Origin of the sequence: Streptomyces sp. NRRL S-1813 (assembly GCF_000719605.1) — a bacterium.
Lineage (GTDB): Bacteria > Actinomycetota > Actinomycetes > Streptomycetales > Streptomycetaceae > Streptomyces > Streptomyces decoyicus.
Genome location: NZ_JOHB01000048.1, coordinates 25,965 through 42,935 on the forward strand (window position 1 = coordinate 25,965; position 16,971 = coordinate 42,935).

Genomic DNA, 16,971 nt, shown 5'->3' on the forward strand with positions numbered 1-16,971 from the left:
CCGGCACCGGGGCGCGTCCTCCGGGGGCGGAGCCTCAGAGCGCGCGGCGCCCGTACTGGCGTACCGCCAGCGGAACGAAGACCAGCAGCACACCGCCGATCCAGAGCAGCGACCCGGCCACATTCCCGGCCACCGGGCCGCCCACCAGCAGTCCGCGGCAGGAATCGACCACCAGCGTGGTCGGATTGACCTCGACGAATGCCTGGAGCCAGCCCGGCATGGTCGACGGCGGGGCGAACATCGAACTGCCGAACTGGAGCGGGATCATCCAGAGGAAGCCCACCGACTGGACCGCCTGGGGACTGCGGATCACCAGACCGATATACGCGGCGATGGACGACAGGGCGACTCCGTAGAGCACCAGCAGACCCACAGCGGCGAGTACGCCCGCCACATCGGTGCGGACGCGGAATCCGATGAGGAAGGCGAAGGCGAGGATGACGGCCTGCCCGAGGGCCAGCCGGCACACATCCGCGAGGATCCGGCCGGAGAGCACGGCGGAGCGCGCGATGGGCATGGACCGGAAGCGGTCCATCACTCCCTTGCTGAAGTCCAGGTTCAGAGCGGTACCCGTGACCTGCGCGGCGAAGCTGACGGTCTGCACCATGATGCCGGGGATCAGGTACTGCCGGTAGTCCGCCTGGCCGTTGCCGATCGCCCCGCCGAAGACGTACACAAAGACCAGCGTGAACACCATCGGCATCAGGGTGGCGTCGAGCAGCTGCGAGGGATCGTGCTTGATCTGGATCAGGTTGCGCCGGGCGATGGCCAGCGACTGGCCCACCGCGGTCCGCAGGTCGACACGGGAGCGGGTGGGGCCCCGCTTCACATCCGGTCCGGGCGGGGCGAGCAGTGCGGCGGTCATGCCGTTCTCCGTGTGTCGTCGGCCGGGTCGCCCGCGGTGAGGGTGAGGAAGACCTCGTCGAGGCTGGGGGTATGGGTATCGATGCCGTCGACCGGCACACCGGAGGCGGCGAGCATCCGCACCGCGGCCGTCAGGTCCGCCTGGCCGGCGACCGGCAGCGTGATCAGCCCTTCGACCGGGTCCGCGACGGCGGTGAGGCCGCCGGTGCCGGTCAGCTGCCGCGCCATCTCGGCGAGGTCGGCGCCGCGGTCCGGCCTGATGCGCAGCACCTGACCGCCGATCCGGCCCCGCAGTTCGGCGGGCGTCCCCTCGGCGATCACCCGGCCGTGGTCGATCACCACGATGTTCTCGGCGAGGGCTTCGGCTTCCTCCATGTACTGCGTGGTGAGCAGGACCGTGGTCCCCTTGCCGACCAACGCCCGTACCATGTCCCACAGTTGGTTCCGGCTGCGCGGGTCGAGGCCCGTGGTGGGCTCGTCCAGATAGAGCACCTCGGGCTCGCCGACCAGACTGGCGGCCAGATCGAGCCGGCGCCGCATACCGCCCGAGTAGTCGCGCGGCAGCTTCCGGGCGGCATCGGTCAGCCTGAACCGTTCCAGCAACTCGTCGGCCAGGGCTTTTGCGCGCCGGGACGGCAGCCGGTGGAGACGGGCGATCATATAGAGGTTGTCCCAGCCCGGGATGGTCTCGTCCACGGACGCGTACTGGCCGGTCAGGCCGATCCGTCCACGGACCTGGTGGGCCTCCTCGACGACATCGAAGCCCGCGACCCGCGCCCGGCCGCCGTCCGGACGCGCGAGCGTGGCCAGCATCCGGACGATGGTGGTCTTCCCCGCTCCGTTGGGCCCGAGAAGTCCCAGCACGCTGCCGGCCGGCACCTCCATCGTGACCCCGTCCACGGCCCGGGACGAGCCGAACTCCTTGACCAGGCCGTCGACCTGGATCGCGGCGGTCATCGGGAGGCCCGGACGGAGCCGGCACGTACGGGCCCCGTGGAAAGACCAGTGGTGAGCATGTAACGCCTTCCCGGGACAGTCTCGGCAGCATCGGTGCGGGCGATGCTAGGAAGCACGCTTATCGCCTGCGTATCGGCCGCATTCCACGGCCCGTTGCCGGCCGCCACCACGGGCCGGGCCTCACTGCCCCGCGACGACCAGGCCGGCCTCGTAGGCAAAGACGGCCGCCTGCGTACGGTCGCGCAGGCCGAGCTTCACCAGAATGCGGCTGACATGGGTCTTCACCGTCTGCTCCGCGATGACCAGGCGCGCGGCGAGTTCCGCATTGGACAGACCCTGGGCTATCAGACGGAGCACCTCGGTCTCGCGCTCGCTGAGGTCCGCGACGCGCTCGCTGCGCAGGCGGGGCGTGTGCATCCGCGAGAACTCCTCGATCAGACGCTTGGTGACCGTCGGCGCCAGCAGGGCTCCGCCCCGCGCGACGGTCCGTACCGCGTCCGCGAGTTGATGGGCCGACGAGTCCTTGAGGAGGAAGCCGCTCGCGCCCACCCGCAGTGCCTCGTAGACGTATTCGTCCGAATCGAAGGTGGTGAGAATGATGATCTTGACGTCGGGATCGTCCTCGGTGATCCGGAGCGTGGCCTCCAGCCCGTTGAGAACCGGCATCCGCACATCCATCAGCACGATGTCCGGCGAGAGTTCACCGACCTGGCGGACCGCGTCCTCGCCGTTCACCGCCTCGCCCACGACATCGATGTCCGGCTGCGCATTGAGCAGGATGCCGAAGCTCTCCCGGATCATGGTCTGGTCATCGGCGACCAGTACGCGGATGGTCATACACCCTCCCCCTCGTTCGTGGGCAGAGTAGCCGTCACTTCGTACCAGCCGTCTTCCCGCGGCCCGATCCGAAGGGTGCCGCCCAGCGTGGAAGCCCGCTCCCTCATGCCCAACACGCCGTGCCCCCTCCCCGCCTGACGTCGCGCACCGGTTGCCGGGCTGTTGGAGACGCGTAGGCGGATATCGGCCCGGCCGTAGGATAGCTCGAACTCCACCTGGCATCCCGGGGCATGGCGCAGGGCATTGCTCAGTGCCTCCTGGACGATCCGGAACGCCGACAGCTCCACGCGCTTGGGCAGCGGCCGGGAGGCACCGGAGACGACGGACTCGATGCGCAGTCCGGCCGCCCGGACATTGGCCACCAGCTCCTCGATGTTCTCCAGGGTGGGCTGGGGTGTGTACCGGCCGTCCGAGGGCTGCTCCTGTGACCGCAGCATGCCCAGGATGTGCCGCATCTCGGTGAGGGCCGCCAGCGCGTTCCCCCTGATGCTGGCGAAACTGTCGCTGAGCTCCTGGGGCGGATCCGTCACCCGGTACGGTGCGGCTTCCGCCTGCACGGCTATCACGGACATGTGGTGGGCGACGACGTCATGGAGCTCGCGGGCGATGCGGGTGCGCTCCTCCAGCAGCGCCCGCCGGGTCCGCTCGAACTCGGTGAGGACCTCCTGCTCCCGCAACTTGTGCTCGGCCTCGCTGCGCCCGCGGACGACCGCGATGACCGCCAGCCCGAACGCGGAGAGCAGGGCGAGGAGGAAGAGGTCGTTGTCGTCGGACACGGGGGTGAGCAGAACGGTCAGCAGGCCGCCGGCCAGCACGGTGATCAGCCACTGCGCGAGGTACACCCGGGGCTTCGCCCGCCAGGCGACGAGCAGGGTGACGGTCAGATGCGCGATGAGCCCCGTCTCCGTCCACGGCCACGGGGCATCGGCCGGTGCGGAACCACCCATGGCGGCCAGGCCGATCCCGTACGGCAGCATCGCCACGAGCGACAGCCACCAGGCCGCGATGGGCCACCGGAGCGCCAGCACGACCGGCAGGGCCTGGGCGCAGCCGAGGGCCGCGGCGCCCGCCCAGACCAGATGCAGCCGCTCGGAGGCGGCCAGGGCGGTGGGTACCGCCAGATCCAGTGCGAAGAACGCGGCGAGCACGAACGGGAGCTTGCGCAGTACACGGTGGCGCACGCGGGGCAGGAACGGCGCGGAGCGGGCGGAGAGGGAGGAGAGGGCGAACAAGTCGTGTCGCAGCGCCCGCAACGTGGCGGCGGAGAGGGGCCGCGCGCCGCCGGTCCGGCGGGGTGAACGCTGCGGCGGGCTCTCGATGTCCGGTATCACCGGCTCATCCTACGGACGTCTGACGTCGTCCGAGGGGTGGAAGACGCCCGCGGGAGGACCGGCCGGGGGCGCGTCGGCTCTGCGGGCCGTCGCCCGCTAAAGGGGTGATAGTCCCGCGATAAGGCCGCCCCCTAGCGTCCACCCGGCGATGCGTGAAGTCAGCAGTGGCTCCCGTGGTCCGACGCGTCCGGCCATTGCGGCCTCCCGGTGCCGTTCGCGGGGACGCGGACTTCGACGCGCGCGGCCCTCGCCGAGGGTCTCCGTCCGCCGGCCGCCACCGGTCCTCGAACCGCCGGACCGACGGGCAGGACATTCTCATTCGCGGAGACCGATATTCCCGGGATTTCTCATCGGTGTATCGGCTCCGCCGGGCACAGGGAGGTGGGGGTGTATGTATCTCAGCCACGACGATCCGTCGGACATAGTCCTGGAGTCGCATGGGCAGGGTGACATGCAGATCCTTACCGAGATCGCGCACTGGCTTCGCTCCTTTCTCACCCATGCGCATCCTGATCTCGGCCGTAAGGGTGCGGTGTGCCCCTTCATGGAGCAGTCCTTGAAACTCGGGCGTACCGCGCTCAGTTCCGTGGATATCAGCGGGCCGCGCGGAACGGGACGGTTGGCGACCACCGCCCGTTCCGCCTTGGCGCGGCTCGGGGACCGCAGTGCTCCCGACAGCGTGTACAACGCCTTCGTCATGGTCCCGGTGGGGGCATCCGCCGAGGTGCGCCGTGAGCGGATTCTCGAAGTCCAGCAGGAATTGAAGGCCGAAGCCGTCGAGGCCGGCAAGATGGTGGGGGAATTCTACCCCGGCCATCCGATGCCGGGAATTCACAGCGAGACGTTCCGCCCCCTGGTCAGCCCCCATCCGGTGCTCGCCGTCCGTGCCATGGTGGTCACCGACATTCTCTTTCTGACCTTCCCCGCGATTCCGGCGGAGGAACGGCTCGCATATCTGCGGGTATGGCACGGGCTGTTCGGCGAGGGGACTGCCGGACCGTGGGGCCGGATCTACGAGACGGCCCGCGCCGAGGCGGAGAGGGAAGCCAGTGAATACGCTTGACCAGGAACGCCGTCGGCTCGCCGAGATCTTCGACATCGCGCCGAGCCGGGTGCTGTACGCCGTCTCCGCACTGGGTGTTGCCGACCGCGTGCCGCCCGGGGGCATCGCCGTGGAGAAGATCGCCGCTGCCCTCGGCACGGACGCCGGGCGCCTGTCGCGTCTCGTGCGGGCCGCCGAATCACTGGGAATCTTCCGGGTGGACGAGGCGGGCACGGTCCGTCTCACACCGGCCGGAACACTGCTGCGGTCGGACCAGCCGGGAAGTCTGCGCGCCGAATTCTCCGACAACGACCTCTTCACTTCCTGGGGCCCGTTCGCCGACACGGTGCGCGGTGGCCTTCCCAGCTACGAAATCGCCAACGGCACGAAAATCTTCGACAGCATGAGTGGCGACGCCCACGCGCTCGAAACGTTCCACGAGCACATGCGAATGCGTGCCATGCAGATGTACCGCTCGCTGCTTCCCTTTCTCCTCCGGCGCTGCGCCGAGGACGTCGTGGACCTGGCGGGTGGTACGGGCGGGCTCAGCGAACTCCTGCTGGAGGGCAGCGAAACCCTCCGGGTCACCCTCACCGACCTGCCCGAAGTCATCGGACTCGTCCCGCCGGACCTGTTGCGACGGTACGGCCACCGATTCTCGGTCGAGGCCGGCGACATGCAGGAGGGAATTCCCCAGGGATACGGCACCTATCTGCTCGGAAGTGTGCTGCACGACTGGCCCGATGACGAGTCCGCGGTGATTCTGCGCCGTTGCGCGGATGCCATGATCCCGGGCAGTGAACTCATCCTGCTGGAAAGGGTGCTGGCCGATTCCGGCCCGGACACGCGTCGCATGGGCGACATGTGGATGATGGCCATGACCGGAGGACAGGAACGGACCCGGCAGGAGTGGGCCGAGCTGGCCGGCGGCGCCGGACTGACGCTGCGGCACGTCCACCACGGAGCCACGGAAATCTCGGCGGTCGTGCTGGGCCTGCCGGATGAGCGATAGCTCTTGATGCCGATTTCCGGCGCCCGGTCATACCTGAGAGCTACAAACGGAGTTGGCGCCTCAGCGTGACGATTTCCCGGGCGCGGAAATCTAGCCTTCCCGTCAGTTGAGCGAATGACGGGAAAGGAACGGCTGTCGATGCGAGCTCGTAGATGGGGGAGACGTGGGCTGCTGGTGGCCGTTGCCGCAACCCTCGTGTTGTCGGTCAGCGCCGCTGCCCGGTCCGCCGTCCCCGGTACCCCCGCCCCGCCACGTCTCCCCGCGGTCAAGGCCGGCACGCTGGACGCACGCTACGCCGTGATGCGCGCCTCCATCGCCGCGTCCGCGCGTGCCGCGCACCGGATCGGCGACCGCGACCGGGAACGCCACCTGCACGAACTGGCCGCTCCCGGAAGGAACTTCCTCTCCTTCCGTGCCGATGGCGACGGCCAGGCGGTGGAGGTCCTCGGGGACCTCGCCGCCGCCCGCCGGATCGCGGTCCTGGTACCGGGGTCGGACACCACCATCGACACCTTCGACTACCTCGGCTCGCGCCGGGCCTCGCTCGGCGGCGGTGCCCGCGCGCTCCACGACGAACTGCGCCGCGTCTCGCGTACCCCGGTGGCCGTGGTGGCCTGGTACGGCTACCGCGCACCCCGGACGATGAGCCGGGACGTGGTGAGCACCGCACGCGCCACCGAAGGCGGCGGCCGGTTGCAGCGCCTGCTGGAAGAGCTGCGGGCCGTGCACCCCGCGGCACGGGTGACGCTCCTGTGCCACTCGTACGGCTCCGCGGTCTGCGGCAGCGCCGTCGGCGGCATGGACCGTGCGGCCTCCTCCTCCCTCGCCGGCCTCGCGGTCTTCGGCAGCCCCGGCATGGGCGTGGAGTCCGCGGCCGACCTCTCCGGCGTCCCGGTGTGGGCCGGGCGGGGAGCGCGGGACTGGATCGCGGGAGCTCCGCACATCAGCCTCTCCGCGTTCGGCGGGACGCTGGGCTTCGGCGCCGATCCGGTGTCCGGGTCCTTCGGTGCCGAGCCGTTCGCCGCGGGCAACGGCGGGCACAGTGACTATCTCGCGCCGGGCAGCCTTCCGTTGCACAACCTCGCGCTGATCGCCGCGGGACGGACGTCGGAGGTCTCCCGTGGCTGACGTACGCCTGCGCCCCCCGGTCGAACCCCTCGGCGCCCCGATACCCGCCCGCGTGCCCACCGGCCCGCGGATCGCCGGCCGGCTGCACGCACTGGTACTCCGGATCGACGCGGCGACCCCGGCCGACCGCGACCGGGCGATCGATGTGCTGCGGGCCCTGTCCGTCGTGGGCGTCGTACTCGGCCACTGGCTGGTGACCGCGGTGACGCTACGGGCCGACGGCCACCTCATGGGGGACAGCCCGCTGCGCCACATGCCCGCCCTGACGCCGGTTTCCTGGGTGCTCCAGCCCCTGGCGATCTTCTTCTTCGTCGGCGGCCGGGTCGCGGCCCAGGGCTATGCCACGGCCCGGACCGCACGCCCGGAGTACGGCCCTTGGCTGGCCAAGCGGCTGCGCCGGCTGCTGCGGCCGGTGGGAACACTGCTGTTCCTGTGGATGCTGGTGGTGCTCGGCCTGGCCGGCGCCGGTGTCGCTCACGAGACGATCAGCACCCTGCTGAATCTGGTGGTCTCGCCCCTGTGGTTCCTGCTGGTGTTCCTCGTGCTGACCGCCGCCACACCCCTCGTGCGGCGGGCGCCGGGACGGATCGCCGTCGTGGCGTGTGCCGTGGTGGCCGTGCTGGACGTGGCACATTTCGCCACCGGCGGGGTCGCCTGGGTCGAGACGGTCCGCAATGTGAATGTCCTCGCGGGCTGGCTGGTTCCGTACTGCCTGGGCGCGGTGTGGGCCGCCGGCGGTTTCGCCCGCCGCCGCCCCGCGGCCCTCCTGCTCGTCGCCGGACTCCTGGCCACCGCCGCACTGATCGTGTGGGGCGGCTATCCCGCCAGTATGGTCGGGGTCCCCGGCGCCGCCATGTCGAACCTCAACCCGCTCTCGCTCGCCGCCGTCACCTTCGGTCTGGCCCAGTGCGGCGCGGCCCTGCTGCTGAGCGGCCCGCTGCGCCGCCTCGTCGGACAGCCGCGGTCCGCCGCCGCCCCCGCGTCCGGCGGCCGGCGGTCGGCCACACCGGGCCAGTTCGCCTGGGCGCTCGTGGCGCTGATGAACCTCTCGGTGATCACGATCTTCCTCTGGCACCAGACCGCGATGCTCTCGACGACGGCGGTCACCCTGGCCCTCACCGGCCCGCTCTTCGGCCTCCACACCGCACCCGACGCCTGGGCCTGGGTCCTGGTCCGCCTGCTCTGGGTGCCCGTGTTCGTCCTGCTGCTGGTGGCGCTGTGCAGGGCCTTCCAGCACGTCGAGGGCGACTCACGGCGCAGCCGCAACAAGGCTTCCTGAGGCACCCGGGCGCACAGCCTCACCGCCGCGATCGGCCCCGGCACAGCTGCCGGGGCCGATCGCCGTGTGCGCGCCTGCCGCCTTCCTCAGGACCGCCGGGTGACGCCTTCCACCGGGCGTACCCGCAGCAGCAGCCGCAGGGGGATACCGGTGGCCAGCAGGCTCAGCGCGACCGTGCCGGCCGCGACGAGGAGCAGCAACTGCGGTGGCAGATACGGGAACGCCGCCCCGGTACTGTCCTCGACCAGCGGTGTCAGGGTCACCAGAGCGATCGTCAGACCGGCGGCCAGACCGGTCAGCGCCACCGTCAACGCCTCCAGCCGGACGGTCCGGCGCACCGTCCGCACACTCGTGCCGATCAGCCGCAGCATCGAGACCTCGCGCAGCTGCTCGAAAGTGACCATGGCGAGGGTGTTGGCAGCGGTGATGCCCGCGAAGCCGGCGATCATGCTCAACGCCATGAACTCCAGCCAGGTGAACGACTCGTCCGCCGCACTGCGGGCCTCGGCGAACGCCGCGTCGGTCCGCACCGTGGCACCCGGCGAGGCGCCGGCGACGGTGCGCAGCTCCTGATCGAGCCGCGCACCCCCGTCGCCGGAGTCCGCACGGACGAGGATGCGGTCGTCGAGCTGGTGGGTCAAATGGCCGGCGACGGTGGCCCGCGGCAGCAGTACCTCGCCCACGCCGAGCCCCCGGCTGTAGGTGGCCGCCACCACCGGCCGCACCACGGTGCCGTCACCGAGCCACAGCGTGATCCGCCGGCCCACGCCGGTCTCCGCCCGGTCGGCGACCCGCTGGTCGACGGCCACCGTCCCGTCCCCGGAACCCGCGGTGCCACCGGCCCGGACCCCGGACAGAGCTCCGGAGCGGACCTGCGGGTCGAGGTTCCGCGCCAGCGTTTCACCGGTGCCGGAGAAGGCGCTGCCGGAGACGGTGCCGTCACCGGGCTTCGCGCCCGGACGCCCCGGGCCGGCCAGCAGTCCCACCTCGGTCACTCCCGTCGCGGCCCGCACACCGGGCAGCCGGGCGACCTCGTCGGCCACCCGGCCGGGCAGGCCGCCCGGCGCCTCGATGACGCGGTCCGCTGTGAGCGCCGCCGCGCTCTGCGTGCTCCTCTCATGGGCCAGGGTGGTCTGCTGGCCGATCTTGGTCACGCCGAAGGCCACCACCAGCGCCACCGGCACGATCGCCGAGGACAGACGGCGCGCCCTGGCCCGGCCGTTGAGGGTCGCCAGTTCCCCCGTGGCGCCGAAGAGCCGCATCGGCACCCCCAGAATCTCGGTGGCGGCACGGGCGAGCAACGGCCCCAGCAGGGACACCGAGACCAGGAACAGCAACAGGACGAAGGGCGCGGCCTTGTTGGCCGTCGCGCCTCCCAGGGCGAGCACCTGGACGGCCAGCACCGCACCACCGGCCAGCGCCACCAGACCGAGCAGCAGGCGCAGGGGACCGATGCCGCGGCGGGGCAGCATCGACTCGCTCAGGGCTTCGGCCGGGCGGCTGCGGGCGGCACGGTGGGAGGCGATCAGGCTGCCGGGCACCGCGGCGAGCAGACCGGTGAGGGCGGCCGCGGCGACCGGGAGCCAGCTGAACGTCAGCTCCGTGCCCGGCGGCAGCAGATGGCGGGCATCCATGGCGTCGAACACCAGCCGGGCCAGCAGATGGCCCGGGGCGCTGCCGGCCGCCACCGCCAGCACGGCCACCAGCGTGGCCTCGGCAGCGGCCATCCGCCGGATGTGGCCCGGCCGGGCCCCGATGCCGCGCAGCAGCGCGGTCTCCCGCCGGCGCTGCGAGATCGACAGCGACATGGTGTTGGCCACCACGAAGACCGAGACATAGATGCTCAGTCCGCCCATGGCACCGAACATGCCGACGGTGTTCTCCTGGGCCGGAGCGAAGCCCGGGTTCTCCACCTCGCCGCGCCCGTCGCCCGTGAACACCTTGGCAAAACCCGCGGCCGCGCGCACCCGCTCGGCGAGCTTCGCGGTGGACACCCCCTCCTCGGGGAGCACCGCGATCGCGTCCGCCTTCCCCGGGTGGCCGGACAGCCGCCCGGCCTCGGCGTTCTCGAACCAGGCGCCGGGAGTCCGGGCGGTGAGCACGCCGGCGACCTCGAAGGACGCGGTCCCGGCCGGACTCGTCAGCGTCACGGTGTCGCCCCGGGAAACCCCCAACGCCTTGGCCGTCCGCGTGTCCAGCACCGTCTGCCCCGGGCGCGGCGTCACTTTCCCCGCTGCGCCGTCCCGGGCCGCCAGAAGCCGGGCCGAGGAGGCCGGCTGGCCGTCCAGGGTGACCGCCGTGCGGCCCGGTGCGGTGGCGGTGGCCGGAAAGACGGTGTCGGCCACGGCATCCGACACCTCGGGCAGCGCGGCCAGCCGGTCCGCGAGACCGGTGCCGAGACGGACCCGGTCCGGGATCTGCTGCCCGCCCACGAACTGGTCCGCGGCGACGACCACGGGGGCCGGGCGATAGCGCACCGGCTGCGGCGACGCGGTCGCCGCGGCCAGCAGCAGGGTGCCGCTGGAGATGATCACCACGGCGCCGAAGAGCAGCGCGATGAAGGTGCCGAGGAACGCCGAAGGGCGGGAACGGATCTGTGCGAAGGCGAGGCCGTTGCTCATCCCCTGCCCCGCATCCCGGGCGCCGCCGACTGCGGGCGGTCGGTGGCCGAGGTCAGCACCCGCATACGGGCCGAGATCTCCTCCGGGTCGCCCAGCATCAGTTCGTCGGAGACCTCTCCGTCGACCAGGAACAGCACCCGGTCCGCCCAGGCGGCGGCGCTGGGCTCGTGCGTGACCATGACGACGGTCGCGCCCAGGTTGTCCACCGCTTCCCGCAGCAGGGTGAGCACCTCCGCCGCCGTGGTGGTGTCCAGTGCCCCGGTGGGCTCGTCGGCGAAGATGACGTCCGGGTCGGTGATCAGGGCACGGGCGATGGCGACGCGCTGCTGCTGTCCGCCGGAGAGTTCGCCCGGGCGGCGCCGCGCCCGGTCGGGCAGTCCGACCCGGGCCAGCATCTGCTCGATGGCACCCCGGTCTACGGGCCGGCCGGCCAACTTCAGCGGCAGCCGGATATTCTGATGGACCGTCAGTGCGGGCAGCAGGTTGAAGTGCTGGAAGACGAAGCCCAGACGGGTCAGGCGCAGGTCACTCAGTCTGCTCTCGCGCAGCTTCGTCAGATCGGTGTCGCCGAGCAGCACCGAGCCCGAGGTCGGCCGGTCGAGCCCCGCGGCGCATTGCAGGAAGGTGCTCTTGCCCGATCCGGACGGGCCCATCACCGCGGTGAAACTGGCGCGGGGTAAAGCGATGCTGACCCCACGCAGCGCGTGCACGGCGCTGTTCCCGCGCCCGTACCGTTTGTGCACGTCCCGCAGCGTCACCGCGGGTTCCCCCGGGAGGTACTCGGAGGCCGGCAGGGGCTGTTGTCCCCCGAGGCGGGCATCGGGGAGTGCCGGACTCTCCTCGCCCTCGGCCCGACCGGAGCTGGGATGCCGAGACCGACGGAACATGAAGATCCTCCCTGAGGGCTGTGCGACCCCGCGCGGGCGGGCAGTGGGGTGCCGGAGCGTCGAAGTGAGATGAGGGATGTGTACCGCCCGGAGTCGGGGTGTCACCGTGCGGGACGGGACACCCCCAACCCCCGTAACTTATAGGCCTACGCCGGGCGGGGTGAACGTCGGCGCGCGCCGCGCCGGGTGAGCCTGCTCGAAGCCGTGTGCGAAGCGGATCAGCTGCGGTTCGCTCCAGGCGGTGCCCATGAAGGTGATGCCGACCGGCAGCCCGTGCACGAACCCGGCGGGGACGTTGATGGCCGCATAGCCGGCGTAGCCCACGGGGATCGCGCTGCCCATGATCTGCGGATCACCGTTGACCAGGTCGATCTTCCAAGTGGGCGCGCCCGTCGGCATCATCAGGGCGTCCACCCGGTGATTCTTCAGTGCCGCGTCGATGCCCTCGTCCCGGGCGACCCGGCGCACCGTGGCCACCGCCTTCTTGTACTCGGCATCCGAGGGCTTGCCCGCGTAATCGGCCACGGTCTGGAGGATGTTCTGGTCGAAGTACTCCAGCTCCGTGTCCGCGTGCGCCTTGTTGTACGCGACGAGCTCGGCGATGCTGCGGGGGTGATCTCCGGGAGTCCGGGCGAGGTAGGACTCGATGTCGTGCTTCATCTCGGTGATCTGGACGATGAAGGCGGCGTCCAGATCCGACATCATCTTTTCCGCGGTGGGGATGTTGGCGTTGTCGACGACCACCGCCCCGGCGTTCTTCAGCACCTCGACGGCCTGCTGTGCGACGGCGTCCGCGTGCGCGCTGTAGCCGGCGAAGACCTCCCTGGTGATGCCGATCCGGGCACCCTTCAGCCCGCCCGGCTTCAGGAAGGGGGTGTAGTCCGAGTGGAACTTGCCGGCACTGGCCGCGGTGGCCGTGTCGGTGGGGTCCACCCCGGTGAGCACACCGAGCAGCAGGGCGGCGTCCGCCACCGTGCGGCAGATCGGGCCGATGGTGTCGAAGCTCCGGGCCCCCGGGAACATGCCGGTGCGGCTGGTGAGTCCGGTGGTGGGCCGGATACCGACCACACTGTTGGCGCCCGAGGGGCCCAGGATGGACCCGATCGTCTCGGTCCCGATGGCACCCGCGCACAGGCCGGCCGCCGTGGCCGCGGCGGGGCCCGCGCTGGAACCGTTGGGCGAGCGGTCCAGCTTGTACGGGTTGCGGGTCTGGCCGCCCCGCTGGCTGTACCCGCTCGACGAGCTGACCAGCGAGGTCAGATTGGCCTTGCCCAGCGGGATGGCACCGGCCGCCCGCAGCCGGGCGACCACCGTGGCGTCATGGGCCGGACGGGCACCCATCAGCGCACGCAGGCCATTGGTGCTGTGCATCTTGTCCGCGGTGCCGATGTTGTCCTTGATCAGCAGCGGAATGCCGTGCAGCACGCCGCGGAGCTTGCCCGCCTTGCGCTCGGCGTCCAGCTGCGCGGCCAGCTTCAGCGCCTCCGGATTCGTCTCCAGGACGGCGTGCAGCGCGGGGCCCGCAAGGTTCAGCTCGGCGATCCGGTCCAGGTAGAACCGGGTGAGCTGCACCGAGGTGAGCTTGCCGGCGGCGAGCTGCTTGAGCAGGTCGGTGATGCTGGTTTCCGCCAGTCCGCCGCGCGAGGCGAGCAGGGAGCGGGCGGGCGCGGCACGGTCGGGTACCACGGCAGCCCGCGCCCGGGGCATGCCGAGTCCCAGCATCGCCGGGGCGGCCACCGCCGCTCCGAGCCCCAGCAGTCGGCGACGGTGTATCTCGGGTATGTCGGAAAGATGTTTTCCGGCCATCGTCTCGCTCTCTGAATCACTGTGAACAGGTGCCAGAGACCGTACGAGGCCGCAATTCTCTTTCGTTATCGGGAACTTCACCCGCGGCACGAACCGCGCGGTCACCCTCCCGGCCGGCCGGGGTCCGGGTGGCACGGCGATGGCGTGCCGCCCGGACCGGCCGGTACCCGGGTTTCAGGCCGCGCCGCCTCCCGTCAGGAGCGCTCCGCGCGCGTCCAGTTCCCGCATCCGCTCGGACAGGACGGCGCCCACCGCGCGCAGCGGATCGCCCTCCAGCAGATCATCGTGCGGGCAGGCGATGCGGTGATTCTCGATACCACCGGCGATCACACGGCTCCATGCCTCCGGCATCGCGGCGGGGTCCGCCCGGCCGACCGTCGTGGTGAAGAGCAGCAGGTCACCCTTGAACGTTCCGGGCTCATAACGGCTGTTGTTGCCGACACCGTTGATCATCGCGTCGAGAATCCGGGCGAGCTGCTCCGGGGTGAAGTTCCCCGGCAGCCCGGTCCGCAGCGAGTCGATCACCCGCTCCCGCTGCCGCGCCTCGTCGTACCCCTCGCCGTTCCCCTGGCCCAGGTCCGCATGGAACCTGGCGAGCACCTGACCGTCGTCGAGCGGTGCGGCCTCGACGTCACCCCCGGGGTACGCGTCGAGAACGGCCAGCAGCTCCACCTCCTCGCCCAGGTCCTGGAGCCGGGTGGCGATCGCGTGCACGATGTTGCCGCCCAGGGAATAGCCCAGCAGGCGGTACGGGCCGGCCGGCTGGACCCGCCGGATCTGCGCGGTGTAGTCCACGACCATCTCCGCGAAGGTCTCCGGGAGGGCGCCGTCCCCGGCCAGTCCACGGCTCTGGAGGCCGTAGACGGGAGTGTCCGCGGCCAGCACCCCCAACAAGCCGGTGTAGCACCAGCTCAGCGGTACAGACGGGTGCGCACAGAACAGCGGGGTGCCGGCCCCGGACGCGCGCAGCGGCAGCAGCACGTCCAGGCCGTCGTCCTGGCCCCCGTCCCCGGCGCCCCCGCCGGTCCGCCGGGCGAGACCGGCGACGGTGGGCGCCCCGAACACCTCGCGCACGGTGAGTTCGACGCCGAACTCACCACGGATCCGGCTGGTGAGCCGGGTCGCGAGCAGGGAGTGGCCGCCCAGGTCGAAGAAGTTGTCGTCGATCCCGACCCGGTCCGCGCCGAGGACCTCCGCGAAGATCGCGCACAGCTTCTCCTCGTGGGCGTCGCGCGGGCCCCTGCCGTCCGCGGCACCGGTGACTTCCGGGGCGGGCAGCGCCGTACGGTCGAGCTTGCCGTTCGGTGTGAGGGGCAGTGCGTCCAGGGCGACGAACGCGGAGGGCACCATGTACTCCGGCAGCACCTCCGCCACCCGGCTGCGCAGCTCCGCCCCCTCCAGCTCGGCGCCGTTCGCCCCGGCGGGCACGACGTAGGCGACGATGCGCCGGTCGCCGGGCCGGTCCTCCCGCACGATCACCGCGACCTGCTCGGCGGCAGGCTGGGCGGCGAGGACGTTCTCGATCTCGCCGAGCTCGATGCGGAAGCCGCGGACCTTGACCTGGTGGTCGACCCGGCCGATGAACTCCAGCTGTCCGTCGGCGCGGCGGCGGACGAGGTCACCCGTGCGGTACATGCGACCGCCCCCGGCGCTGAACGGGTCGGCGACGAAGCGGGTGGCGGTCAGCTCCGGACGGCCGAGGTAGCCCCGGGCCAGCCCCGGACCGGAGAGGTAGAGCTCCCCGGGCACCCCCGCCGGTACCGGCTGGAGCGCCGAGTCGAGGACGTACAGCCGGGTGTTGAACACCGGCCGGCCGATCGGCGTCGGGCCCGTCCCCTGCTCAGGGCAGCAGACCGCGAAGCAGGTGTCCACCGTGGCCTCGGTCGGACCATAGGCGTTGACCATGCGCCGCCCCGCCGACCAGAACGCCGTGACATCGGGCGGGCACGCCTCGGCCCCCACCATCAGCGACGCCAGCGAGGGCAGCTCCCGACGGGGCATGCCCACCAGGAGCGACGCCGGCATGTGCGCGTGCGTGATCTCCCGCTCGGCCAGGAACTCCGCGAGCTCCTCCCCGGCGAGGGGGCGAGGGGGCAGTACCAAACAGGCCCCGGACAACAGGCCCATGCACAGCTCCGCCACGGACACGTCGAAGCTCGGAGAGACCAGCTGGGAGACCCGGCACCCCGGTCCCGCACCCAGCCGGGCCGTCTGATGCGCCGACAGGTTGGCCACTCCTCCGTGGGAGACGACGACGCCCTTGGGCTGACCGGTGGAGCCGGAGGTGTAGATGAGGTAGGCAGGGTGGGTGGTGAGCAGGGGTGTGGTGCGGTGGGAGTTGTCCGGGTTGCGGGGGGCGGGACGGCTGGTGTCGCTGCCGGTCTCGGTGCCGGTGTCGAGGATGACGGTGGTCAGGTCGGTGTCGGGCAGGTCGGCCGCGGTGTTCTTGTCGGTGACGAGGAGGGTGGGCCGGGCGTCGTCGAGCATGTGGGTGAGGCGGTCGGCGGGGTAGTCCGGGTCGAGGGGGACGTAGGCAGCGCCCGCTTTGACGATGGCGAGGATCGCCACGACGAAGTCGATGCTGCGGGGCAGGGCGACGGCAACGTACTTTTCGGGCCCCGCGCCCTGGGCGATGAGGTGAGGGGCGAGCCTGTTGGCGCGGGTGTTCAGCTCGGTGTAGGTGAGCCGGATGCCCTCGTGCTCCAGGGCGGGCGCGTCCGGGGTACGGGCCACCTGGGCCTCGAAGAGTTCGGGCAGGGTGGCGTCGGGAACGTCGTGTGCGGTGTCGTTCCAGCCGTGAAGCAGCAGCTCACGCTCCTCCACGGAGAGGATGTCCAGCTCCGAGATCGGCCGCGAAGCGTCGTCGACGGCGGTACGCAGCAGGCGTTCCAGCCGTAGCGCGATGCTCTCGGCGGTCCGCCGGTCGAAGAGGTCGGTCGCGAACTCGACCACACCCCGTATGCCGACGGCCTCACCACCCTCACCGAAGACCTCCAGGAGGTTGACGGCCAGGTCGACCTTGGCCACACCGGTATCGACGCCCGCGCTTTCGGCGGACAGCCCCCGCATGGCGAACTCACCGTCGGAAGCCGACTCAAGTCCCAGAACCACCTGGAAGAGGGGGTTGTGTGCGAGGGAGCGGGTGGGGTTGAGGAGTTCGACGAGGCGTTCGAAGGGGACGTCTTGGTGGGTGTAGGCGGCCAGGTC

General features: G+C 71.3%; 12 protein-coding genes. 4 read left to right on the forward strand and 8 right to left on the reverse strand.

The features are described 5' to 3' along the window. Window positions 1–34: 34 nt before the first annotated feature. The 4 genes from IF67_RS0136180 to IF67_RS0136195 form a co-directional block, all read right to left on the reverse strand. Complete coding sequence (locus IF67_RS0136180) at window positions 35–865, reverse strand: ABC transporter permease (RefSeq protein ID WP_030992954.1); 831 nt, start codon at window positions 863–865, stop codon at window positions 35–37. Beyond that, window positions 862–1,821 (reverse strand): daunorubicin resistance protein DrrA family ABC transporter ATP-binding protein, encoded by a 960-nt coding sequence (locus tag IF67_RS0136185; protein ID WP_030992956.1) that lies wholly within the window; start codon window positions 1,819–1,821, stop codon window positions 862–864. The genes IF67_RS0136180 and IF67_RS0136185 overlap by 4 nt, the downstream gene beginning before the upstream one ends. 180 nt (window positions 1,822–2,001) lie before the next feature. Continuing rightward, window positions 2,002–2,658: a response regulator gene (locus IF67_RS0136190; protein WP_030992957.1), complete on the reverse strand. Its 657-nt coding sequence runs from the start codon at window positions 2,656–2,658 to the stop codon at window positions 2,002–2,004. Continuing rightward, on the reverse strand, window positions 2,655–3,989 hold the full coding sequence (locus IF67_RS0136195) for a sensor histidine kinase (RefSeq protein WP_030992959.1): 1,335 nt from the start codon (window positions 3,987–3,989) through the stop codon (window positions 2,655–2,657). Before IF67_RS0136195 ends, IF67_RS0136190 begins: the two co-directional genes overlap by 4 nt. A 391-nt stretch (window positions 3,990–4,380) precedes the next feature. Here IF67_RS0136195 and IF67_RS0136200 point away from each other — a divergent pair, with 391 nt between their 5' ends. The 4 genes from IF67_RS0136200 (at window position 4,381) to IF67_RS0136215 (ending at window position 8,450) form a co-directional block, all read left to right on the forward strand. Continuing rightward, window positions 4,381–5,052 carry a DUF6875 domain-containing protein gene (locus IF67_RS0136200; protein WP_051818993.1) on the forward strand — a complete coding sequence of 224 codons (672 nt, stop codon included), beginning with the start codon at window positions 4,381–4,383 and terminating at the stop codon, window positions 5,050–5,052. Further along, complete coding sequence (locus IF67_RS0136205; RefSeq protein ID WP_030992963.1) at window positions 5,039–6,043, forward strand: methyltransferase; 1,005 nt, start codon at window positions 5,039–5,041, stop codon at window positions 6,041–6,043. The genes IF67_RS0136200 and IF67_RS0136205 overlap by 14 nt, the downstream gene beginning before the upstream one ends. A gap of 138 nt (window positions 6,044–6,181) precedes the next feature. Next, window positions 6,182–7,171 (forward strand): alpha/beta hydrolase, encoded by a 990-nt coding sequence (locus IF67_RS0136210; RefSeq protein ID WP_030992965.1) that lies wholly within the window; start codon window positions 6,182–6,184, stop codon window positions 7,169–7,171. Next, window positions 7,164–8,450: an acyltransferase family protein gene (locus IF67_RS0136215; protein ID WP_078889854.1), complete on the forward strand. Its 1,287-nt coding sequence runs from the start codon at window positions 7,164–7,166 to the stop codon at window positions 8,448–8,450. Before IF67_RS0136210 ends, IF67_RS0136215 begins: the two co-directional genes overlap by 8 nt. 86 nt (window positions 8,451–8,536) lie before the next feature. Here IF67_RS0136215 and IF67_RS0136220 read toward each other — a convergent pair whose 3' ends face one another. The 4 genes from IF67_RS0136220 to IF67_RS0136235 form a co-directional block, all read right to left on the reverse strand. Continuing rightward, on the reverse strand, window positions 8,537–11,071 hold the full coding sequence (locus IF67_RS0136220) for an ABC transporter permease (RefSeq protein WP_030992970.1): 2,535 nt from the start codon (window positions 11,069–11,071) through the stop codon (window positions 8,537–8,539). Continuing rightward, a complete protein-coding gene (locus tag IF67_RS0136225; RefSeq protein ID WP_078889855.1) occupies window positions 11,068–11,958 on the reverse strand; it encodes an ABC transporter ATP-binding protein in 891 nt (296 codons plus the stop codon). Before IF67_RS0136225 ends, IF67_RS0136220 begins: the two co-directional genes overlap by 4 nt. 138 nt (window positions 11,959–12,096) lie before the next feature. After that, window positions 12,097–13,764: an amidase family protein gene (locus tag IF67_RS0136230; protein ID WP_051818994.1), complete on the reverse strand. Its 1,668-nt coding sequence runs from the start codon at window positions 13,762–13,764 to the stop codon at window positions 12,097–12,099. A gap of 174 nt (window positions 13,765–13,938) precedes the next feature. After that, window positions 13,939–16,971 (reverse strand): non-ribosomal peptide synthetase (locus IF67_RS0136235; protein ID WP_037840276.1); only part of this gene is annotated, 3,033 nt, incomplete at its 5' end.